Source organism: Rhizobium sp. P1_B8, assembly GCF_056406515.1.
Genome location: NZ_JBFTZZ010000023.1, coordinates 57,482 through 81,079, shown reverse-complemented (window position 1 = coordinate 81,079; position 23,598 = coordinate 57,482). Strand labels below are relative to the sequence as shown.

Below are 23,598 nucleotides of genomic sequence, written 5' to 3'. Positions count from 1 at the left end.
CTCCGGCCTCAGATTCGCCCCGCAAGCGACGCCATCATGGAATCCCATGCATCGGCGGCAGGATCAAGAGCTGCCTGCAACGGCTCGAACTTCTTGCGGGTGACAGCGCGGGCAAGCTGGAACTGCACCGATTTCGCCACCTCCGAAATGCGCCTGGCATGCTCGGCGGCAGCCGCAAATTCACCAGGGGAGAGCCAGGTGAGATGATCGGCCGCCAGCTCGAAATTGGCGCCTACCTGGCGAAGCGTGTTGAAGGCGTATTTATGGAAGAAGCCGAACGGCCGTTCCGCCACCGCCTCGACCTGTTGCGGAAAGATGCTTGCAAAGGCGCGGATCGGGTTTTCGCGGGGACGCCTGATGAAGTGAAAGCCGGCCAGCCGCCGCGCGGTCGATCGCAGATGCTCTTCATCAGCCGGTCTTTCCGGGAATCGGGCAAATTCCGTGTAGGGCAGGAACGGCGGGTCGTTTTCCGTCAGCTGCAGCTGGAACAGACCGTCGAAATCCTCGCCTTCGAGACGGAAATAACCGGCATTGTGGAAATAATCGACGCGCTTTGCCGCAACATCCAGGCGGTTGATCGCAACCGTCGTCTTGCCGTGCTCCTGCCGGTAGGCGGTGCCGCGCGTATCCGGCATGTAAAAGGAATCCATTTCGATCAGGCAGAGACGGCCCCGCGCGATCTGAACCTCGGCATGGCGTTCGACACGGTCGTAGATGGCAAGCTCAGTCGCACGAATGCCGTAGAGCGCTTCGAGATCCTCGAGCGGCACCTTGAAGAAGGTGAACTGGTCGCCCTCGAAATCCTGCGTCAGGGTAAAACCCAGCATCGCCTCTGGTGCAACGCCTGATGTCGCCAGCACTTCGATCCAGAGATCGACATAGCAATTGGTTTCCGGCCAGGCGCGCTCGCCGGAATGCAGCGCATGCGCCCGGTAGGTTTCCGGGTCGATTCCCGAAAATACCGATGTCATCGATTTGCTCAGCCCCACAACGCTTTCCGTACGCTGGCCGGCCATTGCTTCACATCGAGCCCGTGATGATGGAAGAGGGCAAGGGCGATGCGCTCCAGTCCGAAGCCGACGCAGGCGGTGTGCGCGACACTGCCGTCTTCGAGATTGAGACCCCATTTGGTGCCGAAGGCATCCTGATGGTAGTTGAAGCTCATGCAGGCGGTCGGATTGGCAGCCGAGGTAATCGGGATCAGCAGCTCGAACTTCAGGTTCTGGTCGCGCTGATTATTGGCGAGCATCTTGCCGGCGCGGCCGAAGAACGGATCATTGGCGACGTCGATCGTCACCTCGAGACCGACGGCCTTCATCATCTCGACACCGCGATCCATCCAGCGCTGGCGGAAATCGGTGACGTGCAGCTCGGTGCCCATGCAGACATATTCACGCATGCGGAACAGCTGCTGGCGGGCCGGGTCTTTCGACGGCTCATGGCGGAAGCAATAGGATTGCAGGTCGAAGAGGCCGCCCGACTTCGGCAGGTTGCCGCGTTTGGCGATCGTCGGATAGAGCGGATAGCAGGCAGCCGGCGTCAGCACGATGTCGGTCGCCTCCTGCCCCTTGGTCCAGTCCTCGCCGACTTCCATGCATTGCAGCAGGCTGACATGATCAAGCTCGCTGCCGCAGAAGCTGTGCACCGTGCCGGCGAGCTGCGGAAAGCTCTTCATGTAGCCGCTCTTTTCGAAGAAGGCGCGGTTCATGCCGGGCGGAAAGCGCATGGCCTCCGCACCATCGGCGCCGCCGAACGTGTCGATCAGGCGCTCGAAGGCAGCGATCACGTCTTCGAACTGGCCGCTACGGCCGTAGAGCCCGTCGATGCCGGTATCGATCAGCAGGCCGGATTCGAAAAGCCGGTCCAGAAACGAGGTCTGCATATCCATGACTGTCACCCCAGTAGGCTAGTGTCCTGCTTATGGACAAGAAGCATGCTCGACGTGTTGCCGAGGATGCGGTCATTCGAGATCATGAGCTGTGCGGAATGCGCGTCGCGCAGATGGCGTCCGAGGCTGAAGGGCGTGCCGTTCTTGTAGCCCATGATGCCGCAGATCAGCATCGCATGGTTGACGATCTCCAGGATCGTCTCGGACGAGGCGATTTTGACGTTGTTCATCGCCACCGCAAATCCCATCGAAGAGAGCCTGTCGGCATCGGCCTTGGCATCTTCGTAGGCCTTGAGGCCGGCAACCACGTTGGATTTCACCATCTGCAGCAGGTTCGAAACCTCGGCAAGGCGCAGCGCGCCCGGCGGCTGGGCATCCGGCGCCTTGCGGGCAGCGGCGCGCACGAAAGCCTGGGCGCGCACAACGGCATCGACGGCGATGCCGTACCAGACGCCGCTCCACAAGAGGTGCGAGGAGGCAAGCATGGATTGCGCCGCGATCTCCGCGAAAGGCTTCGGCAGGATCTGATGCGCCGGCGCTTCGCCCTTGAACAGGAAGCCGTCGGAGCAGGTTCCGCGCATGCCGAGCGTATTCCAGACATGCGTTTTCTCGAGCGTGTACTGGTCCTTGTGGAAGGCCGTCAGCACCTGATCGGAGGAAGCCGCCTGCGCGTGGGCACGCGAGGTGATGAGAATGGCGTCGGCATGCGAGCCATAGGAAATGACGGTCGCATCCTTTTCGAGACGGCACGTGTCGCCATCGACCTCGACCGCACAGATGCTGTTGCGCAGGTTTCCGCCGATACCGCCTTCGGTGGTGGCGGATGCGATCAGCAGCTGCTCAGCGGCGATGCGGCGCATGAAACCGCGATGCCATTCGCTGTCGGCGCCGTGTTCAACGAGGCTCGACAGCTTGATGTGGTGCATGGCGAAGACCATGGCGCTCGCGGCGCAAACCTGGCCGAGCAGCGAGCACAATTCGGCGATCTCGGTGATCGAGGCGGATTCGCCGCCGAGATGGCGCGGCACCTGGATGCCGAGCAGCCTTTCGGCCTTCATCGCATCCACGGCTTCCCGGGGGAAACGGGCTTCAGCATCAACGGCATCCGCGTGCTTCGCAGCGATTTCGGCGACGCGGGCCACCCTTGCGACAAGACCGTCCTGCATGATCTTGACGGGGAAATTCATCACGCGACCTTCCGGCTGTCCCGGATCAGATCGACGGTCCTGGCGATGGCCGAGATGCTCGCGAAGGATTTGCGGTTCAGGAGATTGTCGGGAAATTCGATGTCGAAAGCCTCTTCGAGACCAAGCATCAACTGCACAGAAGCAAAGGACGTCAAACCTGCCGCATAAAGATCGGCGTCGTCGGCGACCTGGTCGATCGACCCAGGAAGCTTGCCGAATTTGGCTACGAGGTCGCGGATTGCCTTATTCATCCCATCACTCCAAGATTCTCATGATCCCGAACCGGCGTTCATCGCCTTGTCATGAGCGTTCTTTTAGTGCGGAAAACAGAACATTCCGCTAATTAATTGAGTTAAATATGACTAAGGCTCATAGTTAGGATTTTAGCGATCCTTTCCGCACTGTCGTAAATAACCATTTTATATCAGTGTCTTATGATAATTTCGACGCTGCGACACACTCTAGCGTCTGGCGTGGCGAGTACAGAAATGACACGCAAAACGCCGACTTTTGTCTCAATCGGCGGGCGGATAGGAATGCTCGCCACCGCGATAATCGGTGACGGAATAACATCCGTCGCCGGTCGCCCGGATCGCGCTCCCACTGACGACGGCCTTGCCGTGACCGCCTGGGATATCGAGGATGTAGGCCGGCTGGCAGAGACCGGAAATCCGCCCGCGCAGCGCCGCGACGATCTCCTGCCCCTCTTCGATCGTCACTCTGAAATGGCCGGTGCCGGGCGCCAGATCTGGATGATGCAGGTAATAGGGTTTGACGCGGATTTCGATGAAAGCCTTCATCAACTCCGCAAGCACGGCGGGATCGTCGTTGACACCCTTGAGCAGCACCGACTGGCTGACCATGGCGATGCCGGCATCGACGAGGCGGGCGCAGGCGGCCCGCGCTTCCGGCGTCAGTTCTCTCACATGATTGGCGTGCAGAGCCACATAGACCGTCTTGCCGCTTGCCCTCAGCGCGTCGATCAGCGCCGCATCGATCTTTTCGGGATCGACGACCGGAACGCGGGTGTGGAAACGCACGATCTTCACATGCGCGATCCCGGCAAGCGTCTCCATGATCTCGTGGAGCCGGCGCGGCGAAAGCACCAGCGGATCGCCGCCGGTGAGGATGACCTCCCAAATCTCCTCGTGACCGCGGATATAATCGAAAGCGGCCTGCATCGCCGCGGCATCGAGCGTGCCGAGGCCCTGCGGCCCGACCATTTCGCGCCGGAAGCAGAAGCGGCAATAGACCGGGCAGACATGAACGGCCTTGAGCAACACACGATCGGGATAGCGGTGAACGATGCCTTCGACGGGGCTGTGGGCATGATCGCCGATCGGATCGGCGCGCTCTTCGCGGGCGACCGTGAGTTCGGCTATATCAGGCACGAATTGCCGAGCGATCGGATCACTGGGATCGGTGCGGTCGATGAGCTTGCTGATCGCAGGCGTCAGGGCAATCGCGTAACGCGCGGCAACCTCCTCGAGACTTGCGCGATCGGCAGACGCGACCAGTCCTGCCTTTACAAGATCGTCGACGCTCTTGATCGGTTTGACGACATTCATCTTCCGTACTCCGCAACCGGCGCCCAGAGCACCTGGTCGATGCGTGATGCTCCCGTTGCGAGCATCACCAGCCGATCGAAGCCGAGCGCGATGCCGCTTGCCTCAGGCATCAGCGCCAGTGCGGCAAGGAAATCCTCGTCGATCGGATAGGTCTCGCCGTAGATCCGTGCCTTCTCGGTCATCTCGATCTCGAACCGTCGCCGTTGTTCGGCAGCGTTGGTAAGTTCGCCGAAGCCGTTCGCCAGCTCGACGCCGCAAGCATAGAGCTCGAAACGCTCGGCAACCCTGGGGTCGCGTGCCGAGGGACGCGCAAGTGCTGCCTCCGAGATCGGATATTCGTCGAGGATGGTGATACGGCCGAAGCCGAGATACGGCTCGATCTTTTCGACCAGCACCCGGCTGAAGAGATCGGCCCAGCCGTCGTCATCGGCAACACGCATGCCGACGCGCCTGAGCTCGGCCGCTAGATGGTCGCGATCGGTCGAACCGTCGGCGGCGACCGAGGCGAGAAGATCGATGCCGGCATGACGCTCAAACGCTTCGGCAACGCCGATCCGCTCCGGCCCGGCAAAGGGATCGCTCTCGGCGCCGCGATAGGCAAGCTTCCCGGTCTTCACCGTTTCGGCTGCAAGCGCCAGGATCCGCACGCAATCCATCATCAGGCTCTCGTAGCTTTCGCCGGCCCGATACCATTCGAGCATGGTGAATTCGGGATGGTGCAGCGGCCCGCGCTCGCGGTTGCGATAGACATGGGCAAAACACGAGATGCGTTCCTCGCCCGCCGCAAGCAGCTTCTTGCAGGCGAATTCCGGCGAGGTGTGCAGGTAGAATGGCGCCTTTTGCCCATCCGTCGTCAGTGCTTCCGTGGCGAAGGCATGCAGATGTGCCTCGTTGCCGGGCGAGACCTGCAGCACAGCCGTATCCACCTCGACGAAATCCTCGCGCGCGAAAAACCCGCGCAACGCCGCCTGGATCGCATTGCGCCCGATCAGGAACGGACGGCGGTCGGCATGCACGGACGGGGTCCACCAGGGGGACGCTTTCGCCGAAGAGTTCATTCCAAGCTTTCTTCGCCGGAGAAGCCGGTATAGGGGGTGGCTATTTCCCGGATTTTAGGTTAGTTGCGCCCCAAAGAAAAACATTTGCGTCTTCGGAGCGTCTCGGCAGTCATCTACGACGCCGAAAGCCGAGTTACAAGGAAGTCTTATGGTCAAGGTCATCGCCTCTTCGGTCCGCAAGGGCAACGTTCTCGATGTCGACGGCAAGCTTTACGTCGTTCTCACCGCCCAGAACTTTCATCCGGGCAAGGGCACACCGGTCACCCAGGTCGACATGCGCCGCATCGTCGACGGCGTGAAGGTTTCCGAGCGTTGGCGCACCACCGAACAGGTCGAGCGCGCCTTCGTCGAGGACGTGAACCATCAATTCCTCTACGAGGACGGCGAAGGCTTTCACTTCATGAACCCTGGAAACTACGATCAGGTCGTCGTCGATGTCGACACGATGGGGGACGACAAAGCTTATCTGCAGGAAGGCATGACCTGCGTTCTGTCAATGCATGAAGGCATTGCGCTGGCGATCCAGATGCCGCGCCACGTCACGCTCGAAATCATGGAGACGGAACCGGTCGTCAAGGGCCAGACGGCATCGTCCTCCTACAAGCCGGCCATGCTGTCGAACGGCGTCCGCACTCTGGTGCCCCCGCACATCAATGCCGGCACCCGCGTCGTCATCGCCACGGAAGACAATTCCTACGTCGAACGCGCCAAGGACTGATCCTGGTTTCAGCCTATTCAAGAGGCCGGCTCACGCCGGYCTCTCACTGAGATGTGGAATTCAGGCAGGTGTCGATGCCGAGTCCACTCGCAGCACGAGATCGTTTCAGACGGCCCATTCTGCCGGAAATATCTTCGTTCAGCTGAAGCTGCATCCAATCCCCAGATCCGAATTCAGATTACCTTCCGGACCTCGCTCTCAAAGCTCATGACATGAGCCATCGCGATCTTTTCGGCCTCATCTGCGTCACCTCTGCACACCGCCTCAAGCATGAGGACCTGATCATGCAAGACGTCCTCAAGGCGCGGCACCAAACTTGGAAACCGTTTCATGGCGACGTACAGGATTCTCAGCGACAGATTGTGGTAGTGATCCAGCGTATCGGACAGGAAAGGGTTTTTCGCCACTTTGTAAATGAAGCGGTGAACCCGGCGATCGAGAGCAAGTATGTCCTCCAACGCCATCGGACCGGTTGTTTGCTTGAGCTCATCGATCAGTTGCCGCGCTTCTTGCCGCTCGAACTCGCGCAGCCTTTCCGCAGCTAGTCGGGTCGCCCAGGACTCGATCCGTGCTCGCGCCTCATAAACCGCAGTAAGATCATTGATATCGATCTTGCTCACAAATGTGCCGCGCCGCGCGCTGACGACAACGAAACCATCATATTGCAGACGCTGAATCGCCTCCCGGACCGGCGTGCGCCCGACGTCCATGCGTTTCATGATTTCGGCTTCGCGCAGAAGTGTGCCCGGAGGAAGCAGCGTCGTAATGATGTCGTCGCGCAGCCGAATGTACGTCCGTTCCGCCAGTGTCGATTCCGCCGCTTCGTAATCCACTTCGAATGCCGACATATTCAGCGTTTTCCTCTCTCTGCCCGTTTCAGCATAGCTAGACGCTTTTCCGCCTAGAAAAAGCCGCTCAACGAATCTGCTTGACTCCATATCATGTCTGCATATTCTTAATATATCAGCAATATATAACCACAAAGAGGGGTTCCAATGAAACATGCTGAATTGACGAAAAAATCGCAGGCGAACGGGATTATTGCCTTGGCGGTCTTGGGTTTGGGGCTATTCGCGACGGCGGTGCCATCCACTGCAAACGCCGACGATCTGGAGCTGATGAAGCCGGGCACGCTCGTCGTTGCAGTGCAGCCTTACATGCCCTATACGGCGGTCAAGGATGGAAAGCTGGTCGGTCTCGACAGCGACATCCTGACAGCCGTGGCCGATAAGCTCGGCCTCAAAATGGAAATCAACGTCACCGACTTTCCAGGCATGCTGGCTTCCGTCCAGACGCAGCGGGCTGATATAACCATTGGCGGAATTGCATGGTCCGACGCTCGCCAGAAGGTCGGCCTGTTCACGGACCCTCCGTACTATTCGCCGCCGGCCATGGCGGTGAGCGGCACGGCGAGCTTTCCGGATGTTGCGAGTCTGGAAGGCAAAAATCTCGGCACTGTGACGGGGTATGTCTGGGCGAAATCGATCGCGCAGGTCCCTAACGCATCACCACATACGTTCCCGAACGCCGAAGGTGTGTTCCAGGATATTTCTTCCGGACGTCTGGACGTTGGCTTTCTTGATCCGCTGCTGATCACCTATCAACAGCAGCAGCGCCCCGACATGAAGGTCCACATCGAATATCTGAAGCCGCCGACAAACGAACAGGTGGCCGCACACCCCGATTACAAATATTTTCAAGCCTACATGACCGGATTCTACCTTCCCAAGCAGTCGCTGAAGCTGGCCAAGGCTGTATCCGATCAGATCGACGGCATGTACAAGGATGGATCCCTTGCGGCTTTGATCACGAAATGGGGCGGCGATCCCAACCAGTTCCTGGTTCCATCGCCCGAGATGGCGGCACAGCGGCGCAGCGTTGACCGTCCCGCCGACTGGAACCCGCCTTCCATCGCGAAGTGAGATCGGGGCATGACGGCGCTGTCATCCTTCACCGATGTTTTCCAGGTTCCCTGGAATGACTACGTCGGAAGCATTGCCGGGGGTCTGCTCAGAACCCTCGGCTACACCGTGGCCAGCTTCATTGGCGCGACGATTCTTGGTCTTACACTTGCGTTGATGAGGCTCAACCGGCTGCGGCTCGTCCGCGTCCCTGCAGCGTTCTATACCGAGCTCTTTAAAAACGTACCGCTTCTGGCGATCATATTCCTCACATACTTCGGCCTGCCTTCCGTAGGCATCAGGCTGGAGGTTTTCGAGGCTGGAGTGTTGAGCTTGGTGCTCTTCTACGCCGCTTACCTGTCCGAGATCTTTCGGGCCGCTATCGCCGGCGTACACCAAGGACAGCAAGAGGCGTCTCAAGCTCTCGGGCTAGGGCGCGGCAAAACGTTCACCCATGTCGTCCTGCCGCAGGCAGTGCGGCTCGCGCTTCCCGGTACGAACACAATGTTCGTCGACCTGATCAAGTCGACCTCGCTGCTTGTCACGATCTCCGCCGCCGAACTGATGACACAGGCACAGTTGATAGCCTCGGAAACATTCCGAGGGCTTGAAGTGTATCTCGTGATCTCTACGGCCTATTTCGCTATCTGCTACCCGGTGTCACAATGTCTGCTTCTGCTGGAGCGCAAGATCCATGCGGGCGTGCCATTGTCCTTGGCCAGAAGGCGCCGGCTGAAATTAGCGAGGACCTACCTCGCCGAGGGGAGGATCTGCCCATGACGACCATCCCTGCCAAAACTCCTTTCGTGTCACGGCAGCCGGTCGGACGCCCGGCCGTCAAAATCAGCGGATTGCGCAAGTCTTTCGAAGGGCGCCTGGTGCTTGACCGCGTCGATCTCGAGGTTCCCGCTGGCAAGATCGTGAGCATCATTGGCCAGAGCGGCGGAGGAAAGACCACCCTCATGCGCTGCGTCAATTTGCTTGAACGTCCCGATCAGGGAACGATCACCGTCGGCGATGAGACGATCTTCGCCAATGGCGAGGTGACCTGCCGCAACCTTGCAAAGCTTCGGCAACGTGTCGGCATGGTGTTTCAGCGCTTCAATCTGTTCCCGCATCTGACGGCCGTGGAGAACGTCGTTCTCGCTCAGATGCATGCAGCCGGGATCGGCGAGAGAGAGGCTGTGGAACGGGCCGTGGAACTTCTGACGAGAGTAGGCCTCGCCAAACGGGCGATGGCTTATCCGGAACAGATGTCGGGCGGCGAGCAGCAGCGTGTGGCGATCGCACGCGCCCTGGCGCTAGAACCAACGGTGTTGCTGTTCGACGAGCCGACATCGGCGCTTGATCCTGAATCGACCGGGGAAGTTCTACGCGTCATGCGGGAACTTGCGGCCGACGGCATGACGATGATCCTGGTCACGCATGAGCTGCCCTTCGCGAAGGAAGTGTCCGACTGGGTCGTGTTCATCGACGGTGGTCTTATCATCGAGCAGGGAACCGCCGGAGATGTCCTTGACCGTCCAACGGAAGCACGCACGGCGGCTTATGTCGCGCGCTACGCTTCGCCAGGCTAAAGCATGTCGCGCAAAAGTGTGCAGCGGTTTTGCGGCAACGACATGCGTAGAAATAAAGAGCTAAAGCGCAAGGAGCGAATCTGAAAGATCGCGACGCGCCTTAGTCCTCGATTGAACCGAACCGGCCCGGCGGCGCATGGCGCCGCCGGGTTGGCGAATTCACATAACGGATCGCGGCATCACAAGGCGCCGAGGTAGATACATAATTACATGGACAAACTAACGACAGATATCGCCGTCATCGGCGGCGGTGTGATCGGCGTGGCAACCGCGCTGCGGCTACGTGCAGACGGTCGCGATGTCGTAGTGATCGAACCTAACAAACCCGGTTCGGGAGCATCTTACGGCAATGCTGGAACGATCGCCGACTATGCAATCATTCCCGTCGGTACGCCCGCCATCCTCAAAAACCTGGCCTCGCTGCTTCTCAATTCCGACAGCCCGCTGTCCATCCGCAAAACGGCATTGCCCACGCTGTTTCCTTGGCTGATGCGTTTTGCCTACGAATCTCTCCCGCACAGATACAGAGACAATACGAGCCGCATCGCCGACCTTCTGTCCGACGCTTCATCGGAATGGCTCGAACTCGCGGCAGAGATCGGCGCATCCGATCTTTTGAGCGCGAAGGGATGCCTCTATCTCTACCAGACGCCCGAGGCCTTCAAGGCAGCCGCTTCGGATGTCGAGCTTCGCCGAACCTATGGGATAGCGCAGCAGCTTCTCACACCCGACCAGGTGCAAAGCCTGGAGCCTCGGCTGCCGCAGGTCCATGGCGGAGGGCTTTTCTTTCCGAAAGCGATAAACTTCACCGATCCCGGCCAGGTCATGAGCGTGATGGAAGCCGCCGCCAAACGAGCGGGCGTCGAGTTCGTTCGAGACTCGGTGACGACTATTTCGCGTGAGCGGAGCGGAGTGAGGATGATGGCTTCGGCCCACAGCATCCATGCCCGAGCGGCGGTGATCGCTGCCGGCGCCCATTCCCGCGGTCTGGCTCTGCAGCTCGGAGAGCGGGTCCCCCTGGATACCGAGCGGGGTTATCATCTCGAATTCGATATGGAAACATTGCCGGTGGAACGACCGGTATGCCCGACGCATCACGGATTTTATTTTTCCCCGATGCGCGGCCGCCTGCGGGTGGCCGGCACTGTGGAACTCGGAGGCATCACCGCGCCTTCGAACCCAAGGCGCCTCGAAGTGTTGTTGGCAAACGCTCGCAGGATTTTCCCGACGCTTGGCGAACCAAGCCGCAGTTGGATGGGCTTCCGCCCTTCCATGCCCGATTCCGTTCCGGTCATCCGGCCTTCAAGAGGAGGAAGGGACGTGGTGTTTGCTTTTGGACACGGGCATATCGGTTTGACGCTGGCACCGCGGACGGCTCGGATGGTCAGCTCCATTCTTGCCGCTTGATCGCGTCAGGAGCATGTCTCGACATACGGAACTGTGATTGCGACACCGCTTCGCTCCCATCATCAGAGATGCGGGTTGCGCGGCCGGTATTTCCGCACGAGCTTCTGGTTGATCTCGGCAGCACCCGGCATGTTGGCGCTGAGATAAATTGGCGCATCGCCGGATTTCGAAAGCTCCGAGGCGACTTCGGCGAAGATCGCGTTGATGACCGTCACCCCGACCGCCGTCGAGACCGGCCCGACCCGAAGCCCCGTGCCTTCGAGATTGACAACGGCATCACCCGGCGGCAGCCCGTTATCGAGCACCACATCGGCCACGTCGGCGAGCCGCCGGCGGCCATTGGCGATCGCTGAGGAATAGGCGATCGAGGTGATGGCGATCACCTTTGCGCCGATTTCGCGCGCATAGTCGGCGGCCTCGATGGGCGCGGCGTTGACGCCGGAATTGGAGGCAATGATGATGACATCGCCCGGCTGCATGCCGTAACGCTCCAGCATCGGCCGCACCAGGCCCTGTGTGCGCTCATAGACCGAGCTGATGACCGCACCCTCATGCAGCATGGCCGAGCCGACGAGCACCGGCACGGTGAAAGCGAGCCCGCCGGCACGATAGTGCACCTCTTCCGCCAGCATGTGCGAATGGCCGGTGCCAAAGACATAGACGCGCTTGTCGCCGTGGGCAGCATCGAGGATGACGGCTGCTGCCTGCGCCATCGGCTCGGCAAGCACCTGCTTCAGCTCTTCCAGCCGGCCGATCAGGTTGGAGAAATAGGCATCGGTAATGTCGGTCATCCCACTTCTCCTAGAGCATGTCGCGCAAAAGTGTGCCGCGGTTTTGCGATAACGACATGCGTAAAAACAAAGATCTAAAGCGCGAAGAGCGAATCTGAAAGATCGCGACGCGCCTTAGCGTTCAGGCCGCTTCGCCGCCGAGCCAGGTGGCGGTGACGGCAAGCGCATCGGTCAGATGCACGAGATCGGCGCGTGTCCCCGGCGAGAGATGGCCTCGATCAGCAAGCCGGAGGAACCGGGCGGGATAAAGGGTCGCCATGCGCAACGCCTCGGCGAGCGTCAGATCGAGATAGGTGACGCCGTAACGGATCGTCGAGATCATGTCGACATCGGAACCGGCCAGCGTGCCGTCGGAAAGCACCAGCTTCGAGCAGAAGCCGCCTCTTTCGCGCCGGACGGTGCGCCCGTTCAGCGTGAACGAATCCTTCTCCGAGCCGACAAGCGACATCGCGTCGGTGACGAAGAACAGCTTGCCTTCGCCGCGCTTGGCGCGCAGTGCCGTGCGCAAGGCCTTCGGATCGACGTGATGGCCATCGGCGATGATGCCGCACCAGGTCGAGGGATGATCGATCGCCGCGCCGACGAGACCAGGCGCACGGTGTCCCAGCTGGCTCATGGCGTTGAAGAGATGCGTGACGCCCCGCGCGCCGGCATCGAAACGCTCTTCCGCCGCCTCGCTCGAACAATCGGAATGGCCGATGCTGATGGTGACACCGGCTTCCGCAAGCTCGCGCACCTGGGCAACCGTCACCTGCTCGGCCGCCATTGTGACGAGCAGAGTGCCGATCGCCTCGCGTGCCTGGATGAAGGCCTTGACGTCGCGGTCCTCCACCGGTCGCATCAGTTCGGCCAGATGCGCACCCTTCCTCGCAGGCGCCAGATGCGGACCTTCGAGATGCAGACCGGCAACGCCGCGGTTCGCCTTGACAGCCTCCTTGGCCGCCTCGATGGCGGCAATGGACGCTTCTGATGTATCGGTAATCAGTGTCGGCAGCAGCGACGTCGTGCCATAGGGCCGGTGCCCGCCGGCGATAATGTCCATCGAGGCGGCGGAAGGCTCGTCGTTCAGCATCCGCCCGGCGCCGCCATTGACCTGCGCATCGATGAAGCCGGCCGACAGAATACCGCCCGCAAGCGTCACCACCTCGCCGTCCAGCAGATCATCTCTGGCGACGATCGCTTCGACGCGGCCATCGGCAACGATGAGCGCCTTGTCGTCATGGAAGCGCTCGCCGTCGAAGATGCGGGCGCCGAGGAAGATCTTGCGGACCATCAGACCGTCTCCGTCACCTTGAGCAGGTTCGCCGGCTTGTCGGGATCAAAGCCCTTGCGGCGCGTCACCGACTCGATCAGCCGGTAATAGACGAGCAGCGACACCAGCGGATCGACGAGGCCGTTGCCCGTCGTCGGCACGCGCAGATGGACACCGGAAAGCGGCTGCGCCGAGAAGCCTACAGTGGTGGCGCCGAGCTTCTGCAGGCGCTCCAGCGCCTGGACATTGTTGGCGAAGGCCGCATCGTCGGGTGCGAAGGCGACGATCGGGAAGCCCGGCTGCACCAGGCGCATGGGGCCGTGCATCAGTTCCGCCAGCGAGAAGGCCTCGGCATGCAGGCCGGAGGTTTCCTTGGCCTTCAGCGCCGCTTCGAGTGCGATCGCAAAGGCCGGGCCGCGGCCGGCGGTATAGAGCGAGGTCGCGTTGAAGAGCACCTCCTCGGCTGCCGCCGTGTCGATCCCGGCGGTCGCCGACAGCGCCTGCGGCAGCTTGTCGAGCGCGGCCTGCAGGTCGGACGCGCCGCCGATCGCAGCCGTCACACCGGCAAGGGCGGCGACCGAGGCTATGAAGGATTTCGTCGCCGCGACGCTCTTTTCCGCGCCGGCATTGAGGCCGAGAACGATATCGGCCTGTTTCGCAAGCGGGCTGTCGGTGACGTTGACGACGGCGATCGTCGTCGCTCCGCCCTTCTTCGCCGCATCCTGCAACGCGACGATATCGGGACTGGCACCCGACTGCGAGACGGTGAAATGGACGCCGCCCTTCAGATGCAGCGCCGCACCGTAGACGGAAGCGATCGACGGACCGACCGAGGCGACCGGAACGCCGCAGGTAATCTCGAAAAGATATTTGAAAAAGGTGGCGGCGTGGTCCGAGGAGCCGCGCGCCGCCGTCGTCACCACGCTCGGGCGGGCGGACGAAAACAGCCGGGCAATCTCGGCAAAGACCGGTTTTTCCTTTTCGAGAAGCGTAGCCACCACCTCTGGCGATTGGCCGGCTTCTTGCAGCATCAGTGACTGGTTGTCATTCATAGGTCATCTCCGATTCTCAATTCGGCTACGAAATCATAGGCATCGCCGCGATAATGCGAGCGGGTGTATTCGACGACGCGCTGGTCTTCCAGGCGCGAGACGCGTTCGATCAGGAGCGCCGGCGCGCCCGATTTGACGTTCAGGATTGCGGCGGAGGACGGGTCGAGCGTGACCGCCGTCAGCCGCTGCAGCGCGCGCACGGGCCTGTGGCCGCTGGCCGTCAGCGCATCGTAGAGCGATCCCTCGCCGCCGGCATCGTGCCCGAGGAACTTGATCGGCACCACGGCGCGTTCAATCGCCAGCGGCAGGCCGTCGGCAAGGCGCAAGCGGTCGAGTCTCAGCACCGGCTCGTCGCCGCCGAGGCCGAGCAGGAAGGATTCCTCCGGCGACGGCGTATTGACCGCCCGCGACAATATCCGTGCGGCCGGCAGACGCCCGCGTGAACGCATGTCGGCGGAGAAGGAGGACAGCCGCCAGAGCGACTGTTCCATGCGCTCCACTCTGCTCGACACGAAAGTACCGCTTCCGTGGCGCGATTCCAATGCGCCGGACGCCATCAGATCACGATAGGCGGTGCGCACGGTCACTCGGCCGAGCTTCAGAGCTTCGGCAAGGTCGCGCTCGCCCGGGAGTGCGGTGCCGGGCTTCAGCAGGCCTTCCTGAATGAGGCCGGTCAGCGTCTGCGCCAGCCGCTTGTAGAGCGGCCCGGTCAATGCCTCGTCACGCAGGCCGCGGCTATTCAATTCCGCTATCAGACTGGTTCTATCCATGGACGCACAATAGAACCTATATAGGACCAATCGGCAAGACAGAATCGAATGCCGAAAGAAAAAACCCTCGCCGGCGGGCCGGCGAGGGTTTCATAGCGACCAAATCTGACAACCGTGCGTCGACAGCGCCCCGCGTTAGAAACGCGCGGCGCTGGAGGACGCTCAGTTCTTGGTGAAGATATAATCCGTCTCCTGGCGCAGCACTTCGCCGGGGCGCAGAACCGCATTCGGAAAACCTTGGTGATTGATGGCATCCGGCCAGACCTGCGTCTCCAGGCAGAAGCCGGCGAATGGACCGTATTTGCGCCCGCCGATGCCGGGAGCCCCGGTATCGAGCTTGAAGCCGGCATAGAACTGTACGCCTGGCTCGGTGCTGCGCACTTCCAGCGACACACCGGAATAAAGGCTGCGGGCGAGCGCGACACTCCGCTTGGCGGTGCGCTCGGCGGACAGGCAGAAATTATGGTCGTAGAACACCTGTTCGCTGTCGACGAAACGCTTCATCGGCGCCATCTCGCGGAAATCGAATTCGGTGCCCTCGACGGAACGGATCTCGCCGGTTGGCACCTGCTTCTCATCGGTCGGCAGATAATGATCGGCGGCAATCATGATATCGTGGCCAAGCGCATCGTCGCGACCGTCGAGATTGAAATAGGCGTGCTGGCAGACATTGGCGAGCGTCGGCTGGTCGCTGGTCGATTCGTAGGTGATCGACAGTTCACCGTTGCCATGCACCCAGAAAGTCGCCTGGATGGTGCAATTGCCGGGATAGCCGGCGCGGCCATCGGGATCGACGATCTTCAGCACCACGCGGTCGACGTCATGCTCGACGATCGTCCAGTTGCGTTTGGCGATATTGTCGCTGCCGCCATGCAGATGCGTCACGCCGTTTTCATTCAGTTCGAGCTGATAGTCCTTGTCGTCAAGCGTAAACCTGCCGCCGCCGACGCGGTTGGCGCAGCGGCCGGGTGTCGCGCCGAAATAGGATGAATAGAGGGGGTAGCTGTCGAAATCGTCGAAGCCGAGCTGCAGCGGCGCGTCATGTCCCTCGAGGCGCAGATCCTGGATGACTGCGCCCCAGCTTATGATCTTGGCCGTCAGCCCACCGCCCTTGATCACGACGCGATAGACGGTCTCGCCCGCCTTCGTCTGCCCGAAAACGTCCCGCTCCAACTTATCCGACATGATCGACCGTCCATTCTATCTCTGCTGCAAATTCTCAATTCGGAATCGATTTGAGGAATTTGAAGCGATTCAAACTGTGCATTGCACGTCCGATGAAGACGCGCGGTGTGGTAGGTTTCGGGACAGGAACCTGCCCGCATTTGCTTCAATCCGCAACCGGCGGATCGGAAAGAAAATGCCGCAGCGATGAGGCGGCGGCACCGGCTCGAGGGGCGATCGGCAACGGTCAGAGGTCCGTGCCGATCTCTTCCACATCAAAAGGCGTCGTCTGGTAGATTTCGTTGATCCAGTTGCCGAACAGGAGATGCGCATGGCTGCGCCAGCGGTTCTGCGGCGCAAGCGCCGGATCATTATGCGGGAAGTAATTGTGCGGCATCTTGATCGGCACGCCGGCATCGACGTCGCGAAAATACTCGTCGGAAAGCGAAGTGGAATCATATTCGACATGGTTGAACATGTAGAGCCGCCGGCCCTTCTTCTCGTGCACGAGACACACGCCCATCTCGGCTGATTCCATCAGGATCTCCAGCCTTTCGGATTTCTCGATATCGGCGCGGCGCACTTCGGTCCAGCGCGACACCGGCACCTCGAAATTGTCGGAAAAGCCGTTGAGATAGATCGACGAAGGCTTCAGGTTGCGGTGGCGGTAAACCCCGAAGGCCTTCTCTTTGAGCTCGTATTTCGGAACGCCGTGGAAATGATAGATCGCCGCCATCGCGCCCCAGCAGACGTTCATCGTCGAATGGACATTCGTTTCCGTCCAGTCGAGAATCTGCTGCATCTCCGCCCAATAGGTGACGTCCTCATAGGGCAAAAGCTCGATCGGCGCCCCGGTGATGATGAAGCCGTCGAACTTGCGATGTTTTACCTCCTCCCAGGTCTGGTAGAAGGCAAGCAAATGATCTTCTGACGTATTCTTCGCCTTGTGGCCGCCGATACGGATGAGCGACAGTTCCACCTGCAGCGGCGAGGCGCCGACGAGACGCGCCATCTGCAATTCGGTCTTGATCTTGTTCGGCATGAGGTTGAGCAGCCCGATCTGCAACGGTCGGATATCCTGACGGATCGCCAACGTCTCGGTCATCACCCGCACACCTTCCTGAACCAGGGTTTCGAAGGCGGGCAGCGTATCGGGGATCTTGATGGGCATTGCGGTCACTCGATCAAAAACAAAAACCGGCGGCGAAAAAAATCGCTACCGGTCCGCACGCGGCCCTTTAGCGACTTTTTTAACGTGGCTGCAAGCCGGCCGGCCAAATCACCACGGAGCGCTTTAATTAGACCCAGTCGGGTCGCGAATCAACTGTCGACTGCAGTCAAGTGACCTCTGCCGCATCATCACAGTTTAATGAATGATAGAATCTGTTGATAGACCCGTAACGCCACCATGTTATTTATAGGGGCATGGGCGATTTGGAAAAGCGTAATGGCAGATAAGATCGAGGGGAGGCCGGGCATCCGAAGGCAGGATAGGGTAGGGTATGATTTCAGCCTGACATATCGCCTCGGCGTCATGTTCTCAGCATTCTGGAATTCGGAAGTGCGTGGCAGGGTGCTGTTTCTGGCGACCGTGCTGATCCTCGTTATCCTGGCGACGTCCTACGGCCAGGTCATATTGAACGAGTGGAATGCGCCCTTCTATGACTCGCTGGAGCGCCGCGACCTCGGCGAATTCTTCCACCAACTCGAAATCTTCGCGATGATCGCCGGCACGCTGCTGCTGCTCAACGTGCTGCAGGCCTGGCTGAACCAGATGACGGCGCTCTATATGCGTGAAGGCCTGTCACGCGATCTCGTCGACCAGTGGCTGAAGCGCAAGCGGGCACTGCGGCTTGCCTCCAGCGGCCTGATCGGCGTCAATCCGGACCAGCGCCTGCACGAGGATTCCCGCAACCTTGCCGAAAGCACGACAGGGCTCGTTCTCGGCCTGCTGCAGTCGACCATCCTCCTGGTGAGCTTCATCGGCGTGCTCTGGGAGCTTTCGAGCGGCTTCATCTTCCGCATCAGCGGCCACAGCTTCTCCATTCCGGGCTACATGGTCTGGGCGGCGATTTTCTATGCCGCTTCCGCCTCGGTGCTGAGCCAGGTCGTCGGCCGCAAGCTGGTCAAGCTCAATGCCGACCGTTTTTCGAAAGAAGCCGAGCTTCGCTTCACGCTGATGCATGCCAATGAGAACATGCCGGCGATCACCGTTGCCCGCGGCGAGGAGAACGAGCGCCGACGTATCAACACCGACATCAGCTCGGTACTGACAGTCGTCAAGCGGCTCGCCATGGCCAATACCAATCTCACCTGGGTTTCGGCCGGCTACGGCTGGCTGGTAATCGTCATCCCGATCATCGTTGCCGCCCCAGCTTATTTCTCCGGCGGCCTCACCCTCGGCCAGCTGATGATGTCGGTCGGCGCCTTCAACCAGGTCAACACGGCGCTGCGCTGGTATGTCTCCAATTTCGGCCCGATCGCCGAGTGGCGCGCCACGCTGATGCGCGTCACCGATTTCCGCCAGGCGCTGCTCGACATGGACGAGGACTTCGACCTGAAGGACAGTATCGCCTATGAAAACGCCGCGCCCGACACACTGACGCTGAAGGATGTGGTGATCGTCGCCAAAGTCGGCGAAGATATCGAGGAATGCGGCGGTTTCCGACTGCGTGAAACCAATGTCGTGATCAAGGCCGGCGAAAGGATCATGATCAACGGCGATCACAGCGTCAACCGCAAGCTGCTGTTCCAGGCGATGGCCGGCCTCTGGCCGTGCGGTAGTGGCACGATGGGCCTGCCGCCAATCGACGACATGCTCTTCGTTCCGCAGGTTGCCTATGTTCCCGGCGGCACGCTGCGCGAGGCGCTGGCCTTTCCCGAACGTCCCGAAGCCTACGAGAAAGCCGCCGTCGAGGCGGCCCTCGACAAGGTTGGCCTGCATTCGCTGATCGCAAGGCTCGATACCCGCGCCCGCTGGGACAAGCTGCTCGACGGCGACCAGCAGAAAGCGATCGGATTTGCCCGCCTCCTGCTCGTGCGCCCGCGCTGGATCATCTTCGACGAAGTGCTGGAAGGCATGGAGCCGGAACTGCAGGAAACAATGGCGAACCTGCTCGTCTCCATGCCCGAAAGCGGCATGATCTATATCGGCCGCTCCGAGGCCTATCTCGAGGCGCTGAAGCCGCGCGTGCTGCATCTGCAGGCGCTGCCGTCAATTTCCGAGGAGCCGCCTGTCGCCCAGACCGGCGCCAGCGCCAGTGCGGGCGCTGCCGCCGTGCCCGCGCCGGCGCTTTAATACATGCCGCCCAAAAGTGTGGAGCTGTTTTGGGATGACGGCCTGCATAAGGTAAGGATTTGAGCCGCTGGTCACATCGGCGGCGTGATGCCGTTGAGGCCGACGGCGATCTGGCTGGCCGAGATGCTGCCGTCCGCCGCCTTTTCGCCGGTGACGACGACGCCGGCGCCGGGCTTCAGATCATCCTTGGTCGCAGGCGCCAACGTCACGATCGGCGTGCCATCGGCAATCGCGATCGTCTTTTCCTTGCCCTGATAAGTCAGCGTGATCGTGTGGCCGTCCACGGATTTGACGGCGTTGCTGACGGTCGCATTGGTCATCTGGCTGTTCGGCTGCGCATCCCAGGGACGGTTGCCCTCGCCGGTTCCCTTCATCGACGCCGGAAAGATCAGCACCTCGATCGCCCCGTCCGGGCCCGTGCCCTTCGGAAGTGAAGCGACGCCGACGAAATCGCCGGGCTTGATATCCTCGACCGAGGCTTTCTTGATGCCGCCGACCTTCCAGCCGGATTTCAGCGCGATCGTCGCATCGCTGCCCTCGCGCGTCTTGACGACGAGCGTATCGCCGCTGAAGCTTTCGATGGCGCCGCGAACACGAATGCGCTGGGCATCCTGCGCCTGCGCGGCTTGCGACAGGGCAAGGGTCACGAGGCTACCGGCGACAAACGCCGTGAAAATTCCGGAATAGGGCTTGCGAGACATCTGACTTTTCCTTGTCGCCATTGCGATCGGCAATATCCCCGGCTGCCGGACGGCACCTTATGCCGCAGGACGACACACTGACGAATCAAGGAAAAGTGAGCCTTCAGCCTCGAGAAAATCTCAGCCTTCCAGCTCTTCCCGCAGCATTTCGAGCTCCAGCCACTCCTCTTCCATCTTTGTCAGGCCGGCGCGCAGTTTTTCCATCTCGCTGGCAAGTCGGTTGAAGGCGGCAGGATCGCGCGTGAAAAGATTGGGATCTGCCATCACCTGTTCGCGCTTGGCGATTTCGGCTTCGGCCTTCGCCATTTCCTTCGGCAGGTTTTCCAGTGCGAATTTCTGCTTGAAGGAGAGTTTGACCTTCGAGCTGCCTGGCGCTGGTGCCTCCTGCGTCTTCGGCTTCTCCGCCGCCTTCTCGGCTTTTCTGCGCTCCTCGAGCGCGCCCTTGCGTTGCACAAGCATGTCCGAGTAGCCGCCGGCATATTCGATCCAGCGGCCATCAGGCGCATCCGGCAGGGCGGGTGCGATCGTCGAGGTCACGGTGCGGTCGAGGAAATCGCGGTCGTGGCTGACGAGAATGACGGTGCCGGGAAAGCCTGCGACAATCTCCTGCAGGAGATCGAGTGTTTCGATATCGAGATCGTTGGTCGGCTCGTCGAGGATCAAGAGATTCGTCGGGCGCGAAAGGATGCGCGCCAGCATCAGCCGGGCGCGTTCGCCGCCGGAGAGGTTTCTGATCGGCGTACGCGCCTGTTCCGGCTGGAACAGAAATTCCTTCATATAGCCGGTGACATGGCGCTGCTCGCCGTTGACGAGCAGGTTTTCGCCGCGCCCGTCGGTCAGATAGTTGGCAAGCGTATCCTCGGGGTCGAGATCCTCGCGCTTCTGGTCGAGCGTCGCGATCTCCAGATTGGTGCCGAGCTTCACCGTGCCGCTATCAGGCGCAAGCTGCCCGGTCAGCATCTTCAGCAGCGTCGTCTTGCCGGCGCCGTTCGGTCCCACGAGACCAATGCAGTCGCCGCGATGCACGCGGATCGAAAACGGCGTGACGATTGCCCGCTCGCCGAAGCTCTTGGTGATCTTGTCGGCCTCGATGACCAGCTTGCCGGATTCCTGCGCGTCCGAAACCGTCGCCTGCACCGTGCCCTGCGGCCCCTTGTGGCCGCGATAGTTCGAGCGCATCGTCTGCAGCTCGCCGAGACGGCGCATATTGCGCTTGCGCCGCGCCGTGACGCCATAGCGCAGCCAGTGCTCCTCGCGCTCGATCGACTTGCCGAGCTTGTGCTGCTCCAGTTCCTCGGCCTCCAGCACCTGGTCGCGCCAGGCTTCGAAATGCGCAAAGCCGCGGTCGAGCCGGCGCGAGGTGCCGCGGTCGAGCCAAACGGTTGCCGTCGAGACCTTTTCGAGGAAACGCCGGTCGTGCGAGATCAGCACCAAAGCGCTGCGCGTCTTTTGCAGCTCGCCTTCCAGCCATTCGATCGTCGGCAGGTCGAGATGGTTGGTCGGTTCGTCGAGCAAAAGAATGTCCGGCTCCGGTGCCATAACCCGGGCAAGGGCAGCGCGCCGCGATTCGCCACCGGACAGCATTCTGGGGTCTTCTTCGCCGGTCAGCCCGAGATGCGACAGCAGATAGGTGACACGATAGGGGTCATCGCCCGGCCCGAGGCCGGCCTCGGCATAGGCCTGCACCGTGTTGAAGCCGGCAAAGTCCGGCGCCTGTTCGAGATAGCGCACCGTCGAGGACGGATGGCGGAAGACCTCGCCGGACTGTGCCTCGACCAGGCCGGCGGCAATCTTCAGCAGTGTCGATTTTCCCGAGCCGTTACGCCCGACGAGACAGATTTTGTCACCGGCCTCGATCTGCAGGCTAGCACCCGCTAGCAGCGGTGCGCCGCCGAAGCTCAGGAAGATATCGTCGAGTTTTAGAATGGGAGGGGCCAAAAATCAGACTCCGGAAAGATCATAGGGCCGGGCGAGCACGATTGCCCGGCCGCTGCGGAGCGAAAAGCGAACGGTGCCTTCCGCAACATTGGAAATGGTGCGCGACGAGCCGAAAGGCAGATGGAAATCCGCCAGCGGATAACGCGCATTCTCGATGGAAAGCCCTCTCAGCTCGCTGAATCCGGGCACGGAAAACAGGCTGCCCTTGGGAAGGTCCAGTTCGATCGTACCGGCAACCAGCGGCACTGCCTCCTCCTTGCCCGAGGTCAGCAGCAGGTCAAAACCCTCTTCTGCCAGGCTGACGGCCGACAGCAGATGCTGAAGCGCATGATCGGAGCGTTCGCCGCCGAGCGCGCCGGCGAGGATGAGCCGCCGCGCGCCCCGCGCGATTGCTTCCGCCACGGCGATTTCGCCGTCCGTCGCCGCCTTCGCTGCCGGATAAGGCTGTTTCGGCACATTCGGAAATGCATCCGCGAGATCGGCCGGTGTCGAATCGAAATCACCGACCCAGAGCTCCGGCTCGATGCCGAGTGCTGCCGCATGCCGCATGCCGCCATCGGCCGCAATGAAGCGGCTGTCGGCGATGGCATGGCGCAGGCGCTCCGTCAGGCTGAGTTCGCCGCCAAGGAGAATGGTGAAGGTGGATTGGCTCATGGGCATTGCCCTTAGCGCAAACGGGGGGTCGAGGGGAAGGGGCGCCGCTTGCCTGAAAGCGCCGTGCGTCCAACACCAACGGGACGCTCGATCACTTTAAACTGCCGCCTAGCCCGGCGTATCCTTGTCGCGCGACAGGAAGACCGCCTCGTAGCCGCCGATGAAGCGCTCGAAAAGCGCTGCGAAGCGCTCGACATCTTCCTGCGGCCAGTCGGAAACGATCTCGGAAATGATTGCAAGCTTCTGCGCGACGATCTCGGCAAGCAGGTCCTGGCCGACCTCGGTCATGACGACGACGATCCGCCGCGCATCGGCCTGCGAGGCCTCGCGGCGCAACACGTTGCGCCCGACCATGTCGGCGACCACCCGGCTTGCCCGTGACGGATCGATGCGCAGCATCTCCGCGATCATGCCGACCGTGACCTCGCCGGCAGGCTGCGCCCTCCGTACGGCATCGAGCACGTCGAGATGCGAAAGCTCAAGGCCTGGTGCAGCACTCTGGATCGCCAGCCGGCCGATCAGCCGACGCCCGGTCATCAGCCGCATGCGTGCCATGCTCCGGCCGATACGCGGCACGTTTTCACGATCCGGCTCGGCCGGCTCCGCAGAAAGGGTCTTGGTCAGGACGTCGCTCATCACAGGACCATAACAGAGCCGATTCGAAAATTGAATAT

Annotated in this window: 23 protein-coding genes and 1 riboswitch; of the genes, 6 read left to right on the top strand and 17 right to left on the bottom strand. The window is 61.1% G+C overall.

The features are described 5' to 3' along the window. Nucleotides 1–8: 8 nt before the first annotated feature. From AC1D2N_RS24985 to epmA, 6 genes are all read right to left on the bottom strand, one after another. Nucleotides 9–971: a DUF1839 family protein gene (locus tag AC1D2N_RS24985; RefSeq protein WP_115157642.1), complete on the bottom strand. Its 963-nt coding sequence runs from the start codon at nt 969–971 to the stop codon at nt 9–11. Between the two features lie 8 nt (nt 972–979). Then, a complete protein-coding gene (locus tag AC1D2N_RS24980; protein ID WP_112905519.1) occupies nt 980–1,888 on the bottom strand; it encodes an amino acid--[acyl-carrier-protein] ligase in 909 nt (302 codons plus the stop codon). A gap of 5 nt (nt 1,889–1,893) precedes the next feature. Further along, nucleotides 1,894–3,075, bottom strand: a complete 1,182-nt coding sequence (locus AC1D2N_RS24975; protein ID WP_113542535.1) for an acyl-CoA dehydrogenase family protein — start codon at nt 3,073–3,075, stop codon at nt 1,894–1,896. Continuing rightward, complete coding sequence (locus AC1D2N_RS24970) at nt 3,075–3,326, bottom strand: acyl carrier protein (protein ID WP_003543737.1); 252 nt, start codon at nt 3,324–3,326, stop codon at nt 3,075–3,077. Before AC1D2N_RS24970 ends, AC1D2N_RS24975 begins: the two co-directional genes overlap by 1 nt. A gap of 264 nt (nt 3,327–3,590) precedes the next feature. Further along, the gene (locus AC1D2N_RS24965) at nt 3,591–4,643 is read right to left on the bottom strand and encodes a lysine-2,3-aminomutase-like protein (protein WP_028733575.1); all 1,053 of its coding nucleotides are present in this window, start codon (nt 4,641–4,643) and stop codon (nt 3,591–3,593) included. Continuing rightward, complete coding sequence (gene epmA, locus AC1D2N_RS24960; RefSeq protein ID WP_018244035.1) at nt 4,640–5,701, bottom strand: EF-P lysine aminoacylase EpmA; 1,062 nt, start codon at nt 5,699–5,701, stop codon at nt 4,640–4,642. The genes AC1D2N_RS24965 and epmA overlap by 4 nt, the downstream gene beginning before the upstream one ends. A 148-nt stretch (nt 5,702–5,849) precedes the next feature. On the opposite strand from epmA, the gene efp reads away from it, so the two are divergent. Next, nucleotides 5,850–6,419, top strand: coding sequence for an elongation factor P (efp, locus tag AC1D2N_RS24955; protein WP_018244036.1), 570 nt, complete (start codon nt 5,850–5,852; stop codon nt 6,417–6,419). 173 nt (nt 6,420–6,592) lie between these two features. On the opposite strand, the gene AC1D2N_RS24950 is transcribed toward efp, so the two are convergent. After that, on the bottom strand, nt 6,593–7,267 hold the full coding sequence (locus AC1D2N_RS24950) for a GntR family transcriptional regulator (RefSeq protein WP_018244037.1): 675 nt from the start codon (nt 7,265–7,267) through the stop codon (nt 6,593–6,595). A 147-nt stretch (nt 7,268–7,414) separates the two neighbouring features. Here AC1D2N_RS24950 and AC1D2N_RS24945 point away from each other — a divergent pair, with 147 nt between their 5' ends. The 4 genes from AC1D2N_RS24945 to AC1D2N_RS24930 all read left to right on the top strand — a co-directional run bounded on the left by AC1D2N_RS24945 (nt 7,415) and on the right by AC1D2N_RS24930 (nt 11,304). After that, the gene (locus tag AC1D2N_RS24945; RefSeq protein ID WP_130653272.1) at nt 7,415–8,341 is read left to right on the top strand and encodes a substrate-binding periplasmic protein; all 927 of its coding nucleotides are present in this window, start codon (nt 7,415–7,417) and stop codon (nt 8,339–8,341) included. A 9-nt stretch (nt 8,342–8,350) separates the two neighbouring features. Next, a complete protein-coding gene (locus AC1D2N_RS24940; RefSeq protein ID WP_130653273.1) occupies nt 8,351–9,100 on the top strand; it encodes an amino acid ABC transporter permease in 750 nt (249 codons plus the stop codon). Beyond that, nucleotides 9,097–9,897, top strand: coding sequence for an amino acid ABC transporter ATP-binding protein (locus AC1D2N_RS24935; protein WP_477982212.1), 801 nt, complete (start codon nt 9,097–9,099; stop codon nt 9,895–9,897). Before AC1D2N_RS24940 ends, AC1D2N_RS24935 begins: the two co-directional genes overlap by 4 nt. Before the next feature lie 210 nt (nt 9,898–10,107). Next, nucleotides 10,108–11,304, top strand: coding sequence for an NAD(P)/FAD-dependent oxidoreductase (locus AC1D2N_RS24930; RefSeq protein WP_130653274.1), 1,197 nt, complete (start codon nt 10,108–10,110; stop codon nt 11,302–11,304). A 62-nt stretch (nt 11,305–11,366) separates the two neighbouring features. Here the strand turns inward: AC1D2N_RS24930 and AC1D2N_RS24925 are convergent, their stop codons facing one another. The 6 genes from AC1D2N_RS24925 to metA all read right to left on the bottom strand — a co-directional run bounded on the left by AC1D2N_RS24925 (nt 11,367) and on the right by metA (nt 17,504). Then, on the bottom strand, nt 11,367–12,095 hold the full coding sequence (locus AC1D2N_RS24925; RefSeq protein WP_130653275.1) for an SIS domain-containing protein: 729 nt from the start codon (nt 12,093–12,095) through the stop codon (nt 11,367–11,369). A 121-nt stretch (nt 12,096–12,216) separates the two neighbouring features. Further along, nucleotides 12,217–13,368 carry an N-acetylglucosamine-6-phosphate deacetylase gene (gene nagA, locus AC1D2N_RS24920; protein WP_130653276.1) on the bottom strand — a complete coding sequence of 384 codons (1,152 nt, stop codon included), beginning with the start codon at nt 13,366–13,368 and terminating at the stop codon, nt 12,217–12,219. After that, the gene (locus AC1D2N_RS24915) at nt 13,368–14,399 is read right to left on the bottom strand and encodes an SIS domain-containing protein (protein ID WP_047620237.1); all 1,032 of its coding nucleotides are present in this window, start codon (nt 14,397–14,399) and stop codon (nt 13,368–13,370) included. The genes nagA and AC1D2N_RS24915 overlap by 1 nt, the downstream gene beginning before the upstream one ends. Then, nucleotides 14,396–15,169, bottom strand: a complete 774-nt coding sequence (locus tag AC1D2N_RS24910; protein WP_003543751.1) for a GntR family transcriptional regulator — start codon at nt 15,167–15,169, stop codon at nt 14,396–14,398. Before AC1D2N_RS24910 ends, AC1D2N_RS24915 begins: the two co-directional genes overlap by 4 nt. Before the next feature lie 162 nt (nt 15,170–15,331). Next, nucleotides 15,332–16,354: an aldose epimerase family protein gene (locus AC1D2N_RS24905; RefSeq protein WP_130653277.1), complete on the bottom strand. Its 1,023-nt coding sequence runs from the start codon at nt 16,352–16,354 to the stop codon at nt 15,332–15,334. 226 nt (nt 16,355–16,580) lie between these two features. Continuing rightward, nucleotides 16,581–17,504 carry a homoserine O-acetyltransferase MetA gene (metA, locus tag AC1D2N_RS24900; RefSeq protein WP_130653278.1) on the bottom strand — a complete coding sequence of 308 codons (924 nt, stop codon included), beginning with the start codon at nt 17,502–17,504 and terminating at the stop codon, nt 16,581–16,583. Between the two features lie 47 nt (nt 17,505–17,551). After that, a riboswitch (SAM riboswitch) is annotated at nt 17,552–17,629 on the bottom strand. 112 nt (nt 17,630–17,741) lie between these two features. Between metA and AC1D2N_RS24895 the strand changes: the two genes are divergently transcribed. Beyond that, nucleotides 17,742–19,631 (top strand): ABC transporter ATP-binding protein/permease, encoded by a 1,890-nt coding sequence (locus tag AC1D2N_RS24895; RefSeq protein WP_018244047.1) that lies wholly within the window; start codon nt 17,742–17,744, stop codon nt 19,629–19,631. A 71-nt stretch (nt 19,632–19,702) separates the two neighbouring features. Here the strand turns inward: AC1D2N_RS24895 and AC1D2N_RS24890 are convergent, their stop codons facing one another. From AC1D2N_RS24890 to AC1D2N_RS24875, 4 genes are all read right to left on the bottom strand, one after another. Further along, the gene (locus AC1D2N_RS24890) at nt 19,703–20,332 is read right to left on the bottom strand and encodes a hypothetical protein (RefSeq protein ID WP_130653279.1); all 630 of its coding nucleotides are present in this window, start codon (nt 20,330–20,332) and stop codon (nt 19,703–19,705) included. A 120-nt stretch (nt 20,333–20,452) separates the two neighbouring features. Further along, on the bottom strand, nt 20,453–22,270 hold the full coding sequence (locus tag AC1D2N_RS24885; protein ID WP_130653280.1) for an ABC-F family ATP-binding cassette domain-containing protein: 1,818 nt from the start codon (nt 22,268–22,270) through the stop codon (nt 20,453–20,455). A 3-nt stretch (nt 22,271–22,273) separates the two neighbouring features. Beyond that, complete coding sequence (locus AC1D2N_RS24880; RefSeq protein WP_028733584.1) at nt 22,274–22,930, bottom strand: thiamine diphosphokinase; 657 nt, start codon at nt 22,928–22,930, stop codon at nt 22,274–22,276. A 102-nt stretch (nt 22,931–23,032) separates the two neighbouring features. Then, nucleotides 23,033–23,560 carry a MarR family winged helix-turn-helix transcriptional regulator gene (locus tag AC1D2N_RS24875; protein WP_130653281.1) on the bottom strand — a complete coding sequence of 176 codons (528 nt, stop codon included), beginning with the start codon at nt 23,558–23,560 and terminating at the stop codon, nt 23,033–23,035. Nucleotides 23,561–23,598 lie beyond the last annotated feature (38 nt).

Coding starts and splice junctions, on each gene's coding strand:
- AC1D2N_RS24985 (WP_115157642.1), bottom strand. CDS start 971: ATGACATCGGTATTTTCGGGAATCGACCCGGAAACCTACCGGGCGCAT.
- AC1D2N_RS24980 (WP_112905519.1), bottom strand. CDS start 1,888: ATGGATATGCAGACCTCGTTTCTGGACCGGCTTTTCGAATCCGGCCTG.
- AC1D2N_RS24975 (WP_113542535.1), bottom strand. CDS start 3,075: ATGAATTTCCCCGTCAAGATCATGCAGGACGGTCTTGTCGCAAGGGTG.
- AC1D2N_RS24970 (WP_003543737.1), bottom strand. CDS start 3,326: ATGAATAAGGCAATCCGCGACCTCGTAGCCAAATTCGGCAAGCTTCCT.
- AC1D2N_RS24965 (WP_028733575.1), bottom strand. CDS start 4,643: ATGAATGTCGTCAAACCGATCAAGAGCGTCGACGATCTTGTAAAGGCA.
- epmA (WP_018244035.1), bottom strand. CDS start 5,701: ATGAACTCTTCGGCGAAAGCGTCCCCCTGGTGGACCCCGTCCGTGCAT.
- efp (WP_018244036.1), top strand. CDS start 5,850: ATGGTCAAGGTCATCGCCTCTTCGGTCCGCAAGGGCAACGTTCTCGAT.
- AC1D2N_RS24950 (WP_018244037.1), bottom strand. CDS start 7,267: ATGTCGGCATTCGAAGTGGATTACGAAGCGGCGGAATCGACACTGGCG.
- AC1D2N_RS24945 (WP_130653272.1), top strand. CDS start 7,415: ATGAAACATGCTGAATTGACGAAAAAATCGCAGGCGAACGGGATTATT.
- AC1D2N_RS24940 (WP_130653273.1), top strand. CDS start 8,351: ATGACGGCGCTGTCATCCTTCACCGATGTTTTCCAGGTTCCCTGGAAT.
- AC1D2N_RS24935 (WP_477982212.1), top strand. CDS start 9,097: ATGACGACCATCCCTGCCAAAACTCCTTTCGTGTCACGGCAGCCGGTC.
- AC1D2N_RS24930 (WP_130653274.1), top strand. CDS start 10,108: ATGGACAAACTAACGACAGATATCGCCGTCATCGGCGGCGGTGTGATC.
- AC1D2N_RS24925 (WP_130653275.1), bottom strand. CDS start 12,095: ATGACCGACATTACCGATGCCTATTTCTCCAACCTGATCGGCCGGCTG.
- nagA (WP_130653276.1), bottom strand. CDS start 13,368: ATGGTCCGCAAGATCTTCCTCGGCGCCCGCATCTTCGACGGCGAGCGC.
- AC1D2N_RS24915 (WP_047620237.1), bottom strand. CDS start 14,399: ATGAATGACAACCAGTCACTGATGCTGCAAGAAGCCGGCCAATCGCCA.
- AC1D2N_RS24910 (WP_003543751.1), bottom strand. CDS start 15,169: ATGGATAGAACCAGTCTGATAGCGGAATTGAATAGCCGCGGCCTGCGT.
- AC1D2N_RS24905 (WP_130653277.1), bottom strand. CDS start 16,354: ATGTCGGATAAGTTGGAGCGGGACGTTTTCGGGCAGACGAAGGCGGGC.
- metA (WP_130653278.1), bottom strand. CDS start 17,504: ATGCCCATCAAGATCCCCGATACGCTGCCCGCCTTCGAAACCCTGGTT.
- AC1D2N_RS24895 (WP_018244047.1), top strand. CDS start 17,742: ATGTTATTTATAGGGGCATGGGCGATTTGGAAAAGCGTAATGGCAGAT.
- AC1D2N_RS24890 (WP_130653279.1), bottom strand. CDS start 20,332: ATGTCTCGCAAGCCCTATTCCGGAATTTTCACGGCGTTTGTCGCCGGT.
- AC1D2N_RS24880 (WP_028733584.1), bottom strand. CDS start 22,930: ATGCCCATGAGCCAATCCACCTTCACCATTCTCCTTGGCGGCGAACTC.
- AC1D2N_RS24875 (WP_130653281.1), bottom strand. CDS start 23,560: ATGAGCGACGTCCTGACCAAGACCCTTTCTGCGGAGCCGGCCGAGCCG.